This is a genomic window from Nocardiopsis rhodophaea (assembly GCF_039530945.1).
Taxonomy (GTDB): Bacteria; Actinomycetota; Actinomycetes; order Streptosporangiales; family Streptosporangiaceae; genus Nocardiopsis_C; species Nocardiopsis_C rhodophaea.
In genome coordinates this window covers 346,615-363,105 of sequence record NZ_BAAAPC010000003.1, presented here as the reverse complement: position 1 = coordinate 363,105, position 16,491 = coordinate 346,615, and the positions used below count along the sequence as shown (strand labels likewise).

Sequence of the window (16,491 nt, the reverse complement as noted above, 5' to 3'; positions counted from 1 at the left end):
TAACCATGCGTCTCTTGTGTCTAGGCGAACGCCGCGCAGCCCGTAGTCGAATTCCGGACTGCACTTCCGAACCCTCTTTCGATCCTTATCGCGTGAACTCGCCGGTAACCGGGCGCCGCCCCTGAACACTGGTCCGCATGCGATCGAGGAGGCACTATGTCTGTCATGACCATTGGAGATCCGGAGCCGCGGCAGCGTCCGTTAACAGTGGAGGACCTGCAGCGGATGCCCGACGACGGGAGACGGTACGAGCTGGTCGACGGGAGGCTTGATGTGTCTCCCGCGCCGGTCTTCGACCACACCCGCATCGAGCACCGACTCGCCTATCACCTTGAGGGGTGCGCATCTGAAGGGTTCGAGGTGCAGTCGGGCCCGGGGGTGAATTTCAATTCTGAGGGCACGCACCACCGGATTCCCGATGTGGCAGTCTTCCGTGCGGAGGATTGCGGTCGGCCGTACTGCACTCGGCCCCCATTGTTGGCCGTCGAGGTCGTCTCTCCGGAGAGCGTCATCCGGGATACCCACACCAAACGTGCCGAATACGAGAGGTTCGGCGTTGAGTCCTACTGGATCATCAACGCCTTGGCAGACAAGATCGAGCTTCTCGAACTGCGGCTTGAGGCCGGCGTCTATCGGGAGGTCTCCCAGGTCTTCGGCATGAGCCTCTTCGAGACGGACGCTCCGTTCCCGGTGAAGTTCGTGCCGCACTGGCTTGTCGCTGACGGCGCGTGGAAGACATCCATCGGCGGCGAACAGGGACCCGGCTGATCCGCCGTCCGGCCGCCTCTCAGGCCAGGCTCTCCGCGTCGGCCGGCCGGGAGCCCCGGTGGTCGAGGGTCACTGACCGGACGGCGAGGGCGCGGAAGGCGCGGGCGTCGATGTCGTGGCCCAGGCCAGGTTGGGTGAGCGGGATCGGGGTGATGCCGTCGTGGGCGCGTACCGGTGGGACCGCGACGTCGCGGGCGTGGATACCGCCTGCTCCCGGCATCTCGCTGGGCAGGCTGACGCCCGGGAGGGAGGCCAGCGCGACGATGGCCGCGCGGCCGATCCCGGATTCACCGTCGGAGCCGCACCAGACGTCCCATCCCGCGTCGGCGGCGCGGTCGTGGGCGCGGCGGGCCGGGGTGAGGCCGCCCATGCGGGCGACGCGCAGGTTAAGGGCGCCCGCCGCCTCCGCTCGGATGGCGTCGTCGAGTGTGTCCAGTGAGGAGACCGAGGTGTCCAGGGCGATGGTGGTGCGCATGTCGCGGCGGAGGCGCGCGTGCGCCGCGAGGTCGTCATCGGCGAAGGGCTGTTCGATGGCGAGCAGTCCGTAGGAGTCCAGGGCGCGCAGGGCCTCCAGGTCGGCGGGGTCCTCGGTGTAGCGTCCCCGTCCCGCCACCTGCAGCACCAGGAACGGAAAACTCTCCTGGACGGCGCGAATGGGTTCCACGTCCCACCCGGGTTCGATCTCCAGCCGGACGCGCCGGAACCCGGCGCCGACCTGCCGGTTGACCTCCAGGACCAGCGAATCCAGCGAGGGCTGGCGGTCTATGGTGACGCCCGCCGTGATGGCGGTGCGGTCACCGCCGAGCGCGTGGGAGAGCGGCGTGCCGCGCTGCCTGCTCCACAGGTCCCAGCAGGCGACATCGAGGCCGGACGCCACGGCCGGGTCCTGTGGCAGGTCCACCCAGGCCAAAGCGGCCTCGGTCGGGCGCATCCAGGAGTGCCGGAGCAGCGCGGGTGCGAAGCCGTCGACCAGTGCACGCCACCGGTTGGGATCGACGGCCGGGATCTCGCCCCAGCCGCAGACCCCGTTATCGTCGGTCACCCGGACCAGGGCGTGCTGGACCTGGCGTGGTCGTCTCTCCGCCGCCCGGGCCCCGGATCTGGGGTGGGCCGGCGGCAGGCGGACCAGAGTCGCGTCGATCGTCGCGACCCGAGTGACCGTTGCCGGTTCCGTGCGTGACACGCGCGCTCCGCCTCCAAAGCGTTCAGGAGTGTGTGAGGGGATGTCCCTCCACTCGAAGGTATCCCGTCTTCGCGGCCCCGACCACCTCGGGCTTCGGCGCCTGGAGCGGCCCACCGGCGGGTTCGCGGCTCAGCGGGTGGCGCTAAACACAACGGACGAGGGCAGCTCAGTCCGCTCGACACCGCCGAATCGGTACCGCACCGCGGACTCGATGGCGGCGAACTCCTCTGCCGTGAGGCGGAACCGCGCCGGCACGCGGTGCCAGGTGACGACGGCGCGGCCCCCGGGCCGCAGGACCCGGTGGAACTCCGCGATGCCGTCGTCGAGGCGGGGCCACATCGCCACATTGTTCACGGACACCACAAGATCCACGGACTCGTCGTCCGTACAGGTGGAATCGGCTCCGCCGAGCCGGATGCGCACACGGCCCTCGCGCACCGCCGCCGCGTTGCGCCGCTGGGCCATCCGCACCATTTCGGCGGACGGGTCGACGCCGGTCACGGTGATGTCCGGGCGAGCCGCCAGCATCTCGATGAGGACACCGGGACCGTGCCCGACCTCCAGGACGTGCGCTCCCTCGGGAACGTCGAGGACGTCCATGATCTCCGCCTGCGCGCCGCGGTTGGCCGAGGCCAGCAGCCACCCCGCCACGCGGCCGAGCGGGCCGCGGGGCAGAGCGAACGGGTTGGCGCTGGGCGGCTCGCCCGTCCACAGCTCCTTGTGCCGGGTGCCCGGACGTTCGGTGTCCCGCTGCTCCATCCCGCTCCCCATCCCGTTCGCCGTCGAACGGCTTCCGCCGACCCCCGTGTCGTGCCGGAGCGAGGGCGACCAGGGTCTGATACCTGCGAATCTTCCCCGTGACCAGCGCGGGTGAACCGCGGCGCGGGTCGGGCGGAGAACGCGGACGGGCCGCGGGGAACCCCGGTTCCCCGCGGCCCGCGTGGCTGGCGCTCGTGGTGAGGACGGCGCGACCGCGTCGCCTCCGCTCCCAGCGGCCGCTAGGCCGACAGCACCTCGGAGATCGTGCGCGACTTCAGGCCGTGGGCCTCGGCGACGGCGTCGTTGGTGAGGTCGCCGTCGAAGGTGTTCAGGCCCAGGGCCAGCGCCGGGTCGTCGTTGAGCGCCCGCTTCCAGCCCTTGCTCGCCAGCGCGACGGTGTACCGCAGCGTGTCCTTGGTCAGAGCGTAGGTGGAGGTGTTGGGCACGGCGCCGGGCATGTTGGCGACGCAGTAGAAGACGGCGTCGTGCACGGCGAACGTCGGGTCCGCGTGCGTGGTCGGGCGGGAGTCGGCGAAGCAGCCGCCCTGGTCGATGGCGATGTCGACGAGCACCGCGCCCGGCTTCATCCGGGAGACCAGCTCGTTGGAGATGAGCTTGGGGGCCTTGGCGCCCGGGATCAGCACCGCGCCGATGACCATGTCGGACTCCAGGACGGCCTGCTCCAGTTCGAGGGCGTTGGAGGACACGGTCCTGACCCGGCCCTGGTACAGGTCGTCAGCGTGCCGCAGCTTGGCGACGTTGAGGTCGAGCAGCGTGACATCCGCGCCCATGCCCACCGCTATCTGGGTGGCGTTCATACCGGACACACCGGCGCCGATGACGGTGACCTTGGCCGGGCGCACACCCGGAACACCGCCCATGAGCACGCCGCGCCCGCCGCTGGGGCGCTGGAGGGTGGCGGCGCCGACCTGCGGGGCCAGTCGGCCGGCCACCTCCGACATCGGGGCGAGCAGCGGCAGCGAGCCGTCGGGCAGCTGCACCGTCTCGTAGGCGATACCGGTGACCTTGCGCTCCAGCAGCGCGTCGGTGCACTCGCGGGAGGCGGCCAGGTGCAGGTAGGTGAAGAGGGTCTGGCCCTCCCGCATCCGGTGGTACTCCTCGGCGATGGGCTCCTTGACCTTGAGGATCAGCTCGCCCTCGCCCCAGACGTCGTCCGCGGTGTCGAGGATGCGCGCACCGGCGGCGGTGTACTCCTCGTTCTTGATGGACGATCCGAGTCCGGCGTCGCGTTCGATGACGACCTCATGGCCACGGGTGACCAGCTCGTGGACGCCGGCCGGGGTGATGGCCACTCGGTATTCGTGGTTCTTGATCTCGCGGGGCACGCCGACGCGCACTTGGTCCTCCTAGCGTGGTCATTGCTACCCACTCACTGTGGCCCCTCGAACGATGCCGAACCATCTCCAACATGGATAGCGATTCGAAGTATTGTTGACAGTGTGTAAGCCGCAGTCCCCGGGACATCACGTGTTGACGTGCAGCGCGGACCCGTCCTGCCCATCACGCCGCGAATTCGGGCGTGGCAGGGGACGCGGGAAGACGGCCCGCCCCGCGACCCACGTGCGCTTCACCCGCCCGGAGAGGAGGCGTCCGGCGTAGGGGCCGACGTCGGTGTCGGGAACGGTCTGCTCGGCGTCGGGGTCGAAGGCCAGCAGGTCCGCGTCATAGCCGGCGGAGATCTGGCCCTTCCAGCGCATGCCCGCCACCTCCGCCGGGCCGGAGGCCGTCCACCGCACGAGGTCGTCCAGGCCGCGCCCGCGCCGGGACGCCGCCGTCCACAGCGCGGGCAGCGTCCAGGGGATCGCCGCCACCCCCGTACCGGGACGGTGACCGGACCCGATCGTGCTGATCGCGGAATCGCCGTCGGCCAGCAACGCGCTCCACAGCGCGTTGCGGTTGGCGCCCGAGCGCAGGGGCGGTCGGCAGCGGAAGGCGGGGGAGTCGGCGGGCACCGTCTCGGCGGGCAGGCACAGGTAGTGCGGGCAGGTCTGCGCGCTCACCGCGACGCCGAGGGCGCGGGCGGCGGCGAGCAGCGCCGCGCACTCGGCCGCGGTGAACGGGGAGATGTGGGTGCGCGTCCCGGTGACCCGGGCCGCGGCGATGACGCGCTCCAAGCCGCGCCGCTCGGCCCGGGGCGGGCGCGCGGCGGGCAACCCATCGTCCACGTCGTGCGACCGGCTCGCCACGGCCAGCTCGCCCGCGTCCTCGGCGTGGACGATCACCGGGGCGTCCATCGCGCCCACTTCGGCCATGGTCTTGCGCAGCAGGGGTTCGTCGACGGCCGAGATGTCCGGTGCGCCGCCGTCCGAGAGGGAGCAGTGAAAGCCCGCCACCCCGGCCCCCCGGAGGTCGGCCAGGTCAGCGGGGGTGCTGCGGGGGGTGATCCCGCCGAGGAACGCCACGTTGACCTCGGCGTCGGCCGCCGCCGCCATGTGGGTCTTGAGCGCCGACACGCTCGTGATGGCGGGGCGACCCGGTGCCGGGGTGACGACGATGCTGGTCACACCGGCCCGCACGGCGGCCGCGGTGGTGTGCTGGTACCCCTCGCGCAGGGGCTGTCCGGGCGCCTGGACAGCGACGTCGAGATCGACGCAGCCGGGGAGTAGCGCGACCGGACCAAGGTCGATCTCGTGCCGGGCGTCGGGGACGGAGGCGTTATAGGCCAGAAGCGCGGCGATGCGCCCGCTGCTGATGCCGACAGCCGCCGCCTCCACCCCGTCGGGGGTGGCCACGCGGCGCGAGCGGATGACGGTGTCGATCTGGGGCATTGGGATCCCCTCCGTAGTTCGGTGGCCCAGTCGCGGAAAGGTGCCGTAAGCGCGGAAATTGTCGCTGTGTGGTTTTCGATTCGAGAGAATGGCGGGGGGTGGCATGGGAGATGGGAGAGGAGTCACCGATTGGCCGATACTGTGATCTGATCGGTGGTGACGTGTGCGTTCGCCCCGATGTTCGTCGTTGTCCTGAGATCAATGCGATGGCCTGCGAGATCCGTTTTCCTCCCGGAGTAATCCACGGGATCGTCGGAGATTTCCGGCGCGGACACTGATTATGGCCGTAATGGTGAGTCCCGCGGGGTGAAAACCGGATATTCGTGGAGAGTGAGCGGAGAAAAGGCCGATACCCGAGCTCCGCCGGGTGCTGCGTCGGTGAAGCGGCGGGCGGACGGGCGGATCATAGGAGCGGGCCCGTGCCGGTGCATCAGCGCACACGACGGGTATGTCCGACACGTTGTAGTAGTACGCGTAACCTAGGTCGAGGTGGTGTCCGTGCCTGAACTCGGAGGTCTCGTCGCCGCTCACGCCGCCTCGGGGCTCGTCTCGTGGCTGTGGAGCGGCATCGGTCTCCTGGTCGGCGCGGCCCTCGCGGGGGTGCTCCTGCGTCACCACCGCACGACCACCACAGAACAGCAATCCCGACCACGACGGAGTGGCACGCGTGGCTCCCCCTGGCGCACAACAGACCAGTAGCCCCCCGAGCACGGGCCTTCGGCGCGGCAACGGCACCGACACGGCGCTCATCATCGCCGTAGGGGCCGTCGCCGCCTGCCTGATCGCTCTCCTCATCGCCCTGGTCGCCGGGGGCGCGGTGACCGCCCAGGTGATCCCCGGCCTGCCCGACCCCGGCGCGCTCACGCGGTGGGGACTGCCCCTCTCCAAGATCACGATGGACCTCGCCGCGGCGCTCACGGTCGGGCTGCTGCTCTTGGCGGCGTTCCTGCTCCCCTCGGCCAAGGGGATGCTGGGCGAACAGGCCCAGGGCTATGTGCGGGCCGCCTCCTGGTCCGCCCTGGCGTGGGCGGCGGCGGCCGGGGCCACGCTCGTCTTCCAGCTCTCCGACCTGCTGGGGCTACCGCCCGGCGACGTCCTCGGCGACGAGCTCACCAGCTACGCGGGGTCGATCCCGCAGGGCATCGGCCTGATGTTCGTCATCCTGCTCGCCACGGCCGTAGCTCTGTTCGGCCGCACCGTCCTCTCGGCCACCGGAGCCTTCGCCCTGGTCGCGGCCGCCCTCGCCGCCGTGGTCCCGCCCGCGCTGACCGGGCACTCGGCCTCGGCCGGTTCCCACGAGCTCGCCATCAGCGGCCTGGCCGTCCACGTCCTCGCCATCTCGGTGTGGGTCGGCGGGCTCGCGGCGGTGACCTTCCACGGGCTGCGCACCAACGGCGGGGACGTGCCCACCGCCGTCACCCGCTTCAGCCGCATGGCGCTGTGGGCCTATGTCGGCGTCGCCATCGGCGGCCTGGCCAGCGCGATCAGTCGGCTCTACGCCGTTGCGGACCTGTTCACCACCGCCTACGGGCTGATCATCCTCACCAAGATCGCCCTGTTCATCGCGCTCGGCGGCATCGGCTGGTGGCATCGCCGCTCGATCGTGCCGAAGATCGCCGAGAACCGCGGACGCGCACTGTTCGCCCGCCTCGCCGGGGTCGAGATCGCCATCATGGCCGCGGTGATGGGGCTGTCGGTCGCACTCAGCCGCACCGCTCCGCCCCCGCCGCTGGACTCCGAGGTCGACCCGGTCTTCGCTCTGCTCGGCTTCCCCATGCCGCCGCCGATCAGCCTGAACTCGCTGCTCACCCTGTGGCGCCCCGACCTGTTCTTCATCCTGGTCGTCGTCGTTCTGGGCGGGCTGTACGCGGCCGGCGTGGTCCGGCTGCGGCGGCGGGGCGACGCCTGGCCGTGGACGCGTAGCGTCGCCTGGGGCGCCGGGCTGCTGACTATCGTCGCGACGCTGCTCACCGGTGTCGGCACCTACGCGATGGTGCTGTTCAGCACGCACATGATCCAGCACATGGTGCTGTCCATGCTGACCCCGATCCTGCTGGTGCTCGGCGCGCCGGTCACGCTCGCCCTGCGCGCGCTGAAGCCCGCCGAGCGGCGCGGGGACCGGGGGCCGCGCGAGTGGCTCAACCTGTTCCTGCAGAGCCGCTACTCGAAGGTCGTCACGCATCCCGCGGTGGCCACGTCCATCTTCGTGATCAGCCCCTACGCGCTCTACTTCAGCCCGCTGTTCCCGCAGCTCATGAGCGACCACATGGGCCACATGTTCATGAACGTGCACTTCCTGCTGGCGGGCTTCCTCTTCTACTGGATCGTCGTCGGCGTGGACCCGGCCCCGCGCAAGCTGCCCTACCTGCTGCGCTTCGTCCTGCTGCTGCTGACCATGGGCATGCACGCGTTCTTCGGCATCTCGATCATGATGCAGTCGGAGCCGCTCGCGATGGACTACTACGGCCAGTTCGAGGTCCCGTGGAGCGACGGGAACAGCGACGACCAGTACATGGGCGGCGGGATCGCCTGGGCCGTGGGTGAGATCCCCACGCTGCTGGTGACCATGGCCCTGATGGTGCAGTGGGCGCGCGATGAGGAGCGCACCGAGCGCCGCCGCGAACGGCACAGCAAGCGCGGCGGTTCCGACGACGCCGACATGGACGAATACAACGCCTACCTGCAGCGCCTCAACGACCGCGCGAAAGGCCAGAACTAACCGGGGCGAAAGCCACGGAAAACGACGGAAGAGACCACCGGCCCCTGTCCGCTGGCCGAACGAGCACAAGCGCGCTCTGCCGAAAGCAGAATTCCTTCGCCCAGGGTGAACCCGACTGGTGCGGGGCCGGTGGATCCGATGGGGTCGCACCCCATGAGGAATTTTCGATTCGGTGTGAATTTCGGCCGCATGGACGTCGACGACTGGGCGGCTTTCTGCCGTTCCAGCGAGGAACTGGGCGTCGACACCGTCCTGGCCCCCGACCATCTCGGCGCCGCCTCCCCGTTCGCGATGCTGGCGACGGCCGCCGCGGTCACCTCGCGGGTCCGGGTCGGCACGCTCGTCGTCAACAACGAGTTCTACAACCCGTCCATGCTCGCCCGCGAGGCCGCCACGGTGGACCGCCTCTCGGGTGGACGGCTGGAGCTCGGCCTGGGGTGCGGGTACATGAAGTCGGAGTTCGACGCCGCGGGGATCGCGTGGCGGCCGCACGCCGAGCGCGCCGAGCGGCTCGAACGGAGCATCGCGCGGCTGCACCGGCTCTTCTCGAAAGGCGAGGGGCAGGAGCCGCTGCCCCGGCAGACGCCCCGCCCGCCGCTGCTCATCGGGGCACACGGCCAGCGCACGCTCGCCCTGGCCGCCCGCCACGCCGACATCGTGGGCTACGCGGGCCTCAGCCAGGTCAGAGGCAAGAAGGTGGGCACGTTCCACGTGGCGGGCGCGGAGGAGACGCTGCGGCGTGTCGAGTTCGTCGCCGAGCAGGCCGGGGCGCGCGCCGACGCGATCGAATCGAACGTGCTCATCCAGGCGGTGCGCATCACGGACGACGCGGAGCGCACCGCGGCCGAGATCGCCCGGGAGCTCGCCGGGACCGGGCTCGACACCGCCGCGGCGGTCCTGGACTCCCCCTTCGTGCTCGTGGGCACGGCCGAGGAGATCGCCCGGGAGATCATCGCCAACCGCGAGCGGTTCGGCTTCAGCTACATCGCGACCCACGCCCCCTACCGGGACGCTCTCGCCGAGGTCATCCCCATCGTGCGCGCCCTCGCCGGAGAGCCCCAGCCGGCCCCGCAGCCCTAGCGCGCCGCCGCTCGGTCAGCCGACCACGAGCCCCACACCGGCGCTGACCAGGCCGAGCACGGCGCACACCAGCACACCGCCGCCGAGCAGGGCGGGGGAGAGGCGCGGCCCCGCGGCCAGCTCCTCCCCGCGCCCGGCGGCGGCCCGCCGCGCGACGAGCGGCAGGAAAGCGATGTTGACCGCGCAGATCACCAGCGCGACCCCGAACGCGACGAGGAACATCAGGCCGAATCCGGTGTCGGGGGCGGTGTTCAGCAGGTTCACCGCAGCGAGCGCCGGGACGGCGATGAGTACGACCAGGGACACCGCCCCGAACACGGCCTGCGGGCCGCGCCCCCCGGTCCGACTGCCAAGGACCAGCAGCAACCCGATAAGGGCCGCCATTATGACGGCGCCGACGATTCCGAAAACAGCGATGTTGACCAGCCAATTCACCCCGACATTCTGTCACTGTCAGCGGGCCGCCCCGAACGGGACGGGAGTGAACTCGATCCCCCTGAGCCGCCCCACGCGCTCACGGTCCATCAACAGCAGCGACGCCGCCCCCGGCGCCACCGTGGCAGGGCACTCCGCCAACGCCGCGAGCAACCGCCGCCACCGCCGGGCGTGCGCGCGATGACTGCGCGCGGTCACCCACCGTCCCCGCGCTTTCTGCCCGCGCAGCGCCTCGTCGGGGGAGACGTCGATCAACAGCAGGTGCACGCCGACCCCCAACGTCCGGCAGTACCATCCCACCAGCCGACGGATCGGCCCCCGCGTCCCGGCCTCGTGCACGATCACCGGATCCCCGGCGCGCAGAGCCGCCACGAGGCGGGCGTAGTGCAGCAGGTGCACCACCCACCGCCACGCGGGATACGGCACCCACCACAGCCACGGTGTGAGGCGGTTGCGCGACTGCTGCGAGTCGATGATCCGCACCCCGTCGTCCGTGAGCACCGTGCCGGTCTCGGTGCCGTCCAACCCGTAAAGCCGGTTGAGCAGCGTGCTCTTTCCCGCCCCGGGCACGCCCCCGAGCAGCACGAGCGACCGCGCGGGGTACCGCAGCGGCCCGACGGGACGCACACCGCTCGGCTCGACCGTCGGCAGGGGGATCGACGCCTGCGGACCGGTGGGCGCTGGGGTGGTGGTCATGCGGTAGTTGTTCACACCTCGCATACGACCGCAATAAAGGCGACTTGAGAAGTGGGTGAGGACAAATGGTGATCCTGAGTCCTGCGGAGTCTGACCATGTGCCGACACATGAACGCCCTTCTGCGGCGCGTGTGACAGAACGCCCACACGGCCGCCCGGCGGACGCCGGTCCGCGTCCCTCTCAGGGCAGAACGGCTAACCGGTCTGCTCCAGGCGGGACCCCGTGGCCGACTTGATCACCCGCAGCCGGGTGGTGATGCGGGTGCGCAGGTCGGCGACGTGGCTGACGACGCCGACGGCGCGGCCGCCGTCGCGGAGGGAGTCGAGGACTTCGAGGACCTCCTCCAGGGTCTCCTCGTCCAGGCTGCCGAAGCCCTCGTCGACGAAGAGGGTGTCGATGTCGGTGCCGCCCGCCTCCGCTCCGGCCACGTCGCCCAGGCCGAGGGCGAGGGCCAGGGAGGCGATGAAGGTTTCGCCGCCCGACAGGGTCGCGGGGTCGCGTTCCTGGCCGGTCCAGGCGTCGACGACGCGCAGGCCCAGTCCGCCGCCGGATTGGGAGCGGTCACCCGCCACCTTGTCGACCGTGTGGCGCAGCTCGTAGCGGCCGCTCGACATGGTGGCCAATCGGTCGTTGGCCGCGGCCACGACCCGTTCCAGCCGGGCCGCCAGCACGTAGGCCGACAGCCGCACGCTCTCCTGGTTGTCCTGGGAGGTCCCCGCCGCCAGACGGGCCAGCCCCTCGGCGACGGCGTGGCGGTGACGGGCCGGGTGGGAGCCGGACAGGCCGGTGTCGAGTTCGGTGCGGAGGTCGGCCAGGCGTCCGGCGCGCTCGGTGAGGCGGTCGCGCCAGGTCAGGGCGTGTTCAGCGGCCTGTTCGGCGGTGTCGAGGGCCGCCTGGAGCCCCGCGAGGTCCGGTGCCGGGGCCGCGGCGGCCTGCGCCAGGGCCGGGTCGGCCAGGGCCGCCCGGACGGCGGCGCGTTCGTCGTCGTAGGCTCGGGCGCGTTCGCGCAGGGCACGGCGGTCCTCGGGGCCGCGGTCCGCTGCACGCGCCTGCTCGGCCGAGGCGAACCCGGCCTCGGCAAGGCCGCGTAGCGACTCCTGTTCGGCGCCGCGCAGCTCCTCCAGGGCCATGGAGCGCTGCCGCAGCGCCTCGGCCGCCGCCGCCAGCAGGTCGGCCTCGCCGCCCAGACGGGCGATACGGCTCGGCAGGTCGGGGTCGGTCCCGACCGCCGCCGCGAGCCGTTCGGCGAGCCGCGCCGCTTCCTCGGCCCGCGCGGTACGCCGCTCGGCGAGTTCCGCCACTTCCTGGGAGAGCCTGCTCTCCCGCGTGCGCGCCTCCTCCAGCGCGGTGTCGAGCTCCTCCAGCCGCTCGGTCATCCGGGCTATCTGCGTCGCCGCGGCGTCGAGTTCGTCCAGCGCGCGCTGCCGGTCCGCGACCAGCTCGGCGGCGTCCTCCTCGGTGAGGCCGCCCGCACTCGCCTCGGCCGCGGTGCGTCGCTCGGTTAGGACGGTGACCGTGTTCTCCGCCTGCGTGCGCCGCTCGCGCGCGGCCTGTTCGGCCTGCTGGGCCCGTTCCTCGTCCTCCGGGGTCGGTCGCGCGGCGTCGCCGACGGCCGGTTCCGGGTGCTCCCGCGACCCGCACACCGGGCAGGGCCGGTCCGGCCCGAGCCGTCCGGCCAGCTCGGCCGCCATGCCCTCGATCCGCAGGCGGCGCACGTCCAGCAGCGCATCGCGCGCGGCCTGCGCCGCGTCGACGGCCCCGATCCGCTGCTGCTCGGCCGCTGCCAGCTCGGCGCGCAGCCGGACGCTGTTCCGCGCCGCCTCCCGCCGCCGCCGGGCGAGGTCGAGCGCGTCGGCGGCGGCCTCTCGCGATCCCGTCCGCTCCCGCGCCTGGGCCAGTTCCGCGGCCACGGCGGTGCGTTGCCCGGGCAGTTCACCGGCGCGCTTCCGGCACTGGTCGAGTTCCCCTTGGGCGGCATCGACGCGGGAGTCCAGCGCCGCGACCTCTCGTTCCAGGGCGGCGCGGCGCTCGGCGTCGCCGCGCAGCTGCTCCAGCCGCGCGATCTCGTCGCGGCGGGCGCGCTCAGCGGCGTGCAGGGAAGCGATCGTGTGCTCGCCGGGGTGGGCGTCGCCCGGCCGCGCGGGGTCCTGTTCCCCCGCCGCGTTGTGCACCGCGCTCACGCCCGAGCGTGCTGGGTCGCCCGGAACGAGGCCAGCGGCCAGGGCGAGATGTTCGGAGGCGGTCTGCTCGGCCTTGTCCAGCTGCGCGCGGCGGTACTCCTCGGTGCGCAGCAGCGGCACCACCGTCGCCGCGCGCTCGGCGTCGGCGAGTTCGGCGTCGAGGGCCTGGCGCTCGTCGGCGCGTTCGGCGAGAGCGGCCTCCCTGCGCAGGGCGTGGCCGTGCCGTTCCCGCCGCTCCTCCAGGTCGCGCGCCTCCTGCAGAGCGGTGCGGGCGCGGTCGCGCTCCGCCGCGGAGTCGGCGGCCACCCGTCGGGCGTCGTCGGCGGTCGCAGCGGTGACCAGGGCCAGCTCGGCGGCCCACGGCACGAGCGCGTCCATATCGCCGTCGGTTGCGCGGCCATTGGGGGACCCGCCCGCGCCGACCGCCGCGGCGTCGGGCCGTGGCGCGCGACCGACCTCGGCGATGAGGTCGGCGACCCGGCCGACGGCCGCCTCCGCGGTGTCCGCTGTTCGCCCGAGATCACGCGCGTGATCGATCAGCCAGTCCTCCACTTTCGTGAAGATGCCCGTGTTGAACAGGCGCTCCAGCGACACCCGGCGGTCTTTGGCGTTGGCACGCAGGAAGCTGGCGAACTCGCCCTGGGGAAGCAGCACCATCTGGCAGAACTGCCCCACCGTGAGGCCGAGCATGTCGCTGATGATCTGTCCGGCCTCGTCCGGCCGGTTGGTCAGCCCGCGTGATTCACCGTCGACGAATTCGATGACGGTGGCGCTGGCCTTCTCCTCGGTGGTTCCAGTCCCGCGTTTCTTCGGCCGCCTCCAGGCGGGGGAGCGGGTGATGCGCAGGCGCCGACCGCGGATGGTCGCCTCCAGGCTGACCTCGGGTTTGAGTCCGGGCGGCGCGTGGTTGCTCCGCAGGGAGCGCGCCGCCTCCCGGGCGCCCGGCACCCGCCCGTAGAGCGCGAACGCCACCGCGTCCAGGACCGACGTCTTGCCCGCGCCGGTCGGGCCGTGGATGAGGAACAGGCCGCCGTCGCCGAGCCGGTCGAAATCGACGGTCTCGGTCCCCGCGAACGGGCCGAACGCTTGGACGGTCAGGGTGTGCAACCGCATCAGTTCGCCGCCTCCCGCGCGCGGATCTCCTCGAAGGCGCGCTCGACCAGAGCCCGTTCCTCATCGGTGGCGGGCGCGCCGCGCGCCCAGTCGACGAAGTCGAGGACCAGGTCGGGCTCGGAGCGGTCGGCGATCCGCCGTGCCCAGGTGGGCTCGTCCTCGCGGCGCCCGCCCTCCGGAGCGAACTCCAGCTGCAGGGTGTGCGGGAAGCGTTCGCGCAGCCGGTCCATGGGGAAGACGGGGCGCACCGGGTCGGTGAGCGTGACCTGGAGCCAGTGCCCGGTGTAGCGCTCCCACCGGGGTTCGGTGAGCAGGTCGTCGATCCGACCGCGGATCCGCGCGATGGGGCGCGGTACCGGCGCCTCGGCGAACTCGTAGGAGACCGGTCCGGTGGCGTCCAGCTCCACGATCCAGTAGCCCTTGACGTGGTGCTCCTCGGAGAAGGAGTAGGCGAGCGGCGACCCGGAGTAGCGCACGGTCTCGGTCATGCGCTGGCGCCCGTGGAGATGGCCCAGGGCCACGTAGCCGACGCCGTCGTAGACCGACGCGGGCACGTGTGCGGCGCCGCCGACCGAGATGTCGCGCTCGCTGTCGGAGGGGGCGCCGCCGCTGACGAACGCGTGCGACAGCACCACCGAGCGCGTGCCCTTGGGACGGTTGGCAAGGTCGGCGCGGATGAGCTCCATGGCGCGGCCGATGGCGGCCGGGTGCCCGCGCTCCTCCAGGTGCCAGTGGTGCCGGGCGATCTCCGGCTCCAGGTAGGGGATGCCGTAGAAGGCGACCGGGCCGTGGGCGCCGCTGTGCTCGTCGTCGATCAGCACGGGCTCACCGATGCTCTCCAGCGAGCTGCGCAGGTGGACGCCGGAGGCGTCGATGAGCTCCGTGGCGTAGTCCAGCCGCGCCATCGAGTCGTGGTTCCCGCTGATCAGGACGGCGCGCGCCCCGGTGTCGCGGATGCGGCGCAGCGCCTCGCCGAACAGGCGCACGGCGTCCACCGAGGGCAGCGCACGGTCGTACAGGTCGCCGGATACCACGACGACGTCGATGCGCTCGCTGCGGACCGTCGCGACGAGGTGGTCGATGAACGCCGCCTGCGCGTCGATCAGGTTCTCCCGGTGGAAGGACCGCCCCAGGTGCCAGTCGGAGGTGTGCAAGAGCCGCATGATCCGCGAGACTACCCAAGGTGCTCCTGTGGCCGCAGGCGAAGCGTGGTGTCAGGCCAACTTCCGGGCCAGGGTGAGGCCGTCGCCGATGGGCAGCATCACGAGTTCCACCCGGGAGTCGGCCAGGGCGTGGTCGTTGAAGTCGCGGATACCCTGGACGGCGGATTCGGTGATGGACGGGTCGATGACGCGGCCGTGCGAGAACGTGTTGTCGACCAGCAGCGCCCCGCCGGGGCGGATGCGCGGCACGAGCTCGTCCCAGTAGCCGACGTATCCTTCCTTGTCGGCGTCGATGAAGGCCAGGTCGAACATGGGGTCGGCGGGCAGCGAGCGCAGCGTGTCCCGGGCCGGGGCCAGCTTGAGTGTCACCTTGGAGGCGATCCCCGCCCGCTCCCAGTAGCGGCGCGCCACCGACGTCCACTCCTCACTGATGTCGCAGGCCAGCAGGGTGCCGTCAGCGGGCAGTCCGCGCGCCAGGCAGATCGAGGAGTAGCCGGTGAAGGTGCCGACCTCCACCGCGTCGCGGGCGCCCATCAGGCGGGCCAGCAGGGTCATGAACGTGCCCTGTTCGGGTCCGATCTGCATCATGAGGCTGTCCGGGAACCGGCGGGCCGTCTCTTCGGCGAGCTCCGTGAGGACGGCGTCGACCGGCGCGCTGTGCGCCACCAGGTACTCGTACAGTTCCGGGGTGAGGGACTCGGTGGCTCGTGTCACGTGGGCCCACTTTCCAGCGCATCGCGATGGCGGGTGATCGACGCGATCACACTAACCCGCCGCGTCACACCAGTCACGACTTGGGGAGCAGTTCGGGCCAGTCGAAGAGGTAGAAGGAGTAGAGGACGACCGCCATCGTCAGCAGCGGGGTGACGATCTTGCGCTCGACCGGCCCGTCGGTCGTGAAGCCCACGTTCTGGCCGACGCGGTACTTGCTCAGCGGCCACATCAGCGGGACCCCCATGTGGGTGATGATGTCCCCGATGAAGTGCAGCAGGCAGCCGAACGCCACCGCGACGCCCATCCAGGAGTAGTCGGTACCGGCCGTGAACAGGGCCAGCGTGATACCGGCCGTCCCGAGCGCGTTGATGATCCCGGCGGCCGCCCGGTTCTTGTCCATGCCGAAGCCGAGGCCCTGCAGCGCGATGCCGACGAGCAGGAAGACGAAGATCTGCACCGCCAGCTCCGACCACAGCGCCAGCGCCTGCGTCATCGCCCCCATGAGCAGGGCGAACAGCAGCGAGTGGGTGCCGTTGCGGTGCCCGCCGAACACCCAGTTGAGGAGCGCGCTGAGGGTTTCGGTGAAGAACCCGTAGGTCGTGGTGATGGTGGCGCTCTTGTGATCGAGGTCGGGGAGGAGCGCCGCGCCCGCGCAGACCAGCGATCCCGCGATGATCTCGCCGGGGCCCAGGTCGAACCGGACGCCGTAGAACTCCAGTCCCTGGACCACGGGAACGATCGCCATCCAACCGACCACGCCGCTCAAGGCGTGAGAGTGCCCCATCATGGCGGGAACCCTAGCGACAGAGCGGTTTTCTGGCGAATTACCGGATACTGTCACCCCCGCTGCGCGCCCCGCACGGGACCGCTCGGCGTCGGGTCGGCGTGGTC

General features: G+C 71.5%; 13 protein-coding genes. 3 read left to right on the top strand and 10 right to left on the bottom strand.

Annotated features, from left to right (window positions below; translation table 11 throughout):
• Nucleotides 1-156: 156 nt before the first annotated feature.
• A complete protein-coding gene (locus tag ABD259_RS05245) occupies nt 157-768 on the top strand; it encodes a Uma2 family endonuclease (RefSeq protein ID WP_344107834.1) in 612 nt (203 codons plus the stop codon).
• A gap of 19 nt (nt 769-787) precedes the next feature.
• Here the strand turns inward: ABD259_RS05245 and ABD259_RS05240 are convergent, their stop codons facing one another.
• The 4 genes from ABD259_RS05240 to ABD259_RS05225 form a co-directional block, all read right to left on the bottom strand.
• Nucleotides 788-1,951, bottom strand: a complete 1,164-nt coding sequence (locus ABD259_RS05240; RefSeq protein ID WP_344107832.1) for an enolase C-terminal domain-like protein — start codon at nt 1,949-1,951, stop codon at nt 788-790.
• A gap of 129 nt (nt 1,952-2,080) precedes the next feature.
• Nucleotides 2,081-2,710, bottom strand: coding sequence for a class I SAM-dependent methyltransferase (locus ABD259_RS05235; RefSeq protein ID WP_344160508.1), 630 nt, complete (start codon nt 2,708-2,710; stop codon nt 2,081-2,083).
• A 239-nt stretch (nt 2,711-2,949) separates the two neighbouring features.
• Nucleotides 2,950-4,068 (bottom strand): alanine dehydrogenase, encoded by a 1,119-nt coding sequence (ald, locus tag ABD259_RS05230; RefSeq protein WP_344107828.1) that lies wholly within the window; start codon nt 4,066-4,068, stop codon nt 2,950-2,952.
• Between the two features lie 126 nt (nt 4,069-4,194).
• Entirely contained in the window at nt 4,195-5,499 is a 1,305-nt protein-coding gene (locus ABD259_RS05225) for an amidohydrolase family protein (RefSeq protein ID WP_344107826.1), read from the bottom strand.
• A 667-nt stretch (nt 5,500-6,166) separates the two neighbouring features.
• On the opposite strand from ABD259_RS05225, the gene ABD259_RS05220 reads away from it, so the two are divergent.
• Nucleotides 6,167-8,218, top strand: a complete 2,052-nt coding sequence (locus tag ABD259_RS05220; RefSeq protein WP_412759461.1) for a bifunctional copper resistance protein CopD/cytochrome c oxidase assembly protein — start codon at nt 6,167-6,169, stop codon at nt 8,216-8,218.
• A 174-nt stretch (nt 8,219-8,392) separates the two neighbouring features.
• A complete protein-coding gene (locus ABD259_RS05215; RefSeq protein ID WP_344160505.1) occupies nt 8,393-9,298 on the top strand; it encodes a TIGR03621 family F420-dependent LLM class oxidoreductase in 906 nt (301 codons plus the stop codon).
• Nucleotides 9,299-9,313: 15 nt separating this feature from the next.
• Here the strand turns inward: ABD259_RS05215 and ABD259_RS05210 are convergent, their stop codons facing one another.
• The 6 genes from ABD259_RS05210 to ABD259_RS05185 form a co-directional block, all read right to left on the bottom strand.
• Nucleotides 9,314-9,733, bottom strand: coding sequence for a hypothetical protein (locus ABD259_RS05210; RefSeq protein ID WP_344160502.1), 420 nt, complete (start codon nt 9,731-9,733; stop codon nt 9,314-9,316).
• A gap of 18 nt (nt 9,734-9,751) precedes the next feature.
• Complete coding sequence (locus tag ABD259_RS05205; RefSeq protein WP_344160499.1) at nt 9,752-10,429, bottom strand: AAA family ATPase; 678 nt, start codon at nt 10,427-10,429, stop codon at nt 9,752-9,754.
• Between the two features lie 195 nt (nt 10,430-10,624).
• Nucleotides 10,625-13,723, bottom strand: coding sequence for an AAA family ATPase (locus tag ABD259_RS05200; protein ID WP_344160496.1), 3,099 nt, complete (start codon nt 13,721-13,723; stop codon nt 10,625-10,627).
• A complete protein-coding gene (locus ABD259_RS05195) occupies nt 13,723-14,886 on the bottom strand; it encodes an exonuclease SbcCD subunit D (RefSeq protein ID WP_344160493.1) in 1,164 nt (387 codons plus the stop codon). The genes ABD259_RS05200 and ABD259_RS05195 overlap by 1 nt, the downstream gene beginning before the upstream one ends.
• 51 nt (nt 14,887-14,937) lie before the next feature.
• Entirely contained in the window at nt 14,938-15,600 is a 663-nt protein-coding gene (locus tag ABD259_RS05190) for an O-methyltransferase (RefSeq protein WP_344160490.1), read from the bottom strand.
• Between the two features lie 73 nt (nt 15,601-15,673).
• Complete coding sequence (locus tag ABD259_RS05185) at nt 15,674-16,387, bottom strand: metal-dependent hydrolase (RefSeq protein WP_344107809.1); 714 nt, start codon at nt 16,385-16,387, stop codon at nt 15,674-15,676.
• Between the last annotated feature and the right edge of the window lie 104 nt (nt 16,388-16,491).